This is a genomic window from Escherichia sp. XD33 (assembly GCF_019375075.1).
In the GTDB taxonomy this organism is placed as follows: Bacteria; Pseudomonadota; Gammaproteobacteria; order Enterobacterales; family Enterobacteriaceae; genus Enterobacter; species Enterobacter flexneri_A.
This window is the reverse complement of sequence record NZ_JAENDM010000186.1, coordinates 1-1,292: the sequence shown is the minus strand read 5'-3', so window position 1 is coordinate 1,292 and position 1,292 is coordinate 1. Positions and strand designations below refer to the sequence as shown.

Annotated in this window: 3 protein-coding genes and 1 pseudogene; all 4 read right to left on the bottom strand. The window is 47.3% G+C overall.

Translation table 11 applies throughout. The annotated features are described in order from the left end of the window. The coding region (locus K0778_RS26155; RefSeq protein ID WP_201273848.1) for a conjugal transfer protein TraH at positions 1–470 on the bottom strand (470 nt) is incomplete at its 3' end. Then, positions 457–849 (bottom strand): F-type conjugal transfer protein TrbF, encoded by a 393-nt coding sequence (gene trbF / locus K0778_RS26150; protein ID WP_000126338.1) that lies wholly within the window; start codon positions 847–849, stop codon positions 457–459. The genes K0778_RS26155 and trbF, both read right to left, overlap by 14 nt. Further along, positions 803–1,117, bottom strand: coding sequence for a P-type conjugative transfer protein TrbJ (trbJ, locus tag K0778_RS26145; RefSeq protein WP_001384255.1), 315 nt, complete (start codon positions 1,115–1,117; stop codon positions 803–805). Before trbJ ends, trbF begins: the two co-directional genes overlap by 47 nt. Beyond that, positions 1,107–1,292 (bottom strand): annotated as a pseudogene (locus K0778_RS26140) (type-F conjugative transfer system pilin assembly thiol-disulfide isomerase TrbB); the annotation flags it as partial. The pseudogene K0778_RS26140 and the gene trbJ, both read right to left, overlap by 11 nt.

Genomic DNA, 1,292 nt, shown 5'->3' with positions numbered 1-1,292 from the left:
ATCCCCTGCGCCGCCTGGCAGGAACTGAGGTTCATACTGTTAATGTCGCTTGCCATTTTCTGCAGGAAGTCTTTTGCGGTTTTGATTTCCGGCACCGTTGTCTGCAGGGCAAGGTCAAAAAAGTAACCGGCAGCATTGCTCATAATCTGCTTAACAAAACGCTGCAGCTGCTCGCCATTAATAAAACTGAACGAACCGAGGTAGGCATCGATGCCGCCACATCCGGCATTGATATCCGGCAGCGTCATGGAAATCAGCTGAACATTTTTGACCTGAGTACGGGCATACAGGGAGCCGCCGTAAGCATAGCCGGCAGCCTGCCCCTGCCAGACGCCCGACTGTGTGGTATTGGAGGCGAAGCCCAGCTTGTTAAAGAACTGATTCATGTCGCTGTTCACATCCGCTGACGCTGCAGGCGTCACCGTCAGTAAGGCGGCACAAAGAATAAAAAGAGGCTTAATGCGAAGCATTATTGCTGCCCTCCCTTAATGTGTTCTCCCGGCGCATACGGCGTTTCAGCAGGAATATCATGATATTTCCGAATATTAATTCGCACATTGGGGACAGAAAAAATGTAACAAGAAACCCTGCTGCCAGCGCCCATAACGTAAACGGAATGACTTTCATCAGAACATTCCACATATACTGGAAATTAAGTAATTTCGGGTCGGCCATCCATGAATCAATACAGACATCGAAAATAACGTGCATAACTGCCCATAAAACAATTCCGGCAACAAGGAAAACAATAAACAAATCAAAATATCTGTCAGAATCCCTGAAACTATACTCAATATTCCGTCTAATTTTTCTGATTTTGAATTCCTGATTCTTTTTGTTTGCTGTCATTATAAGTTTCCTCTGATATTACTGATGATTCATTCAGACCGGTCATGCGGCTGTAATATATTTCAGACACCAAAATCCATCCCACAATTGCCCCCACAAAAAACACAACAGAAACAGAAAAGGTAAGACACAGCGAAACGACTATTTCTACAGGGCTGGCGGGATAAAAAAGCCCCTGACGGATAAAGGGGATATTCAGGCTGACGATTATTCCCGTCGCGATGCCGGATATTCCGGCAATGAGTAACACCACCTGCTTATTTCGCACCTTTTTTTCCTCCGTACATCTGCAGAACGGTATCCATCCGCGCCATAAAACCGGCGGCATCCGTTGCCCCCTGTAAAAGCGGTAATGCCTCAAGCGTGTTGACGTTGACCAGGAAGGTGGTCGGTGTGGCCACCGGGATATTCGGGAAGAAGGTCTGCATCACGTCCGGTGGCAC

Coding starts and splice junctions, on each gene's coding strand:
- trbF (WP_000126338.1), bottom strand. CDS start 849: ATGACAGCAAACAAAAAGAATCAGGAATTCAAAATCAGAAAAATTAGA.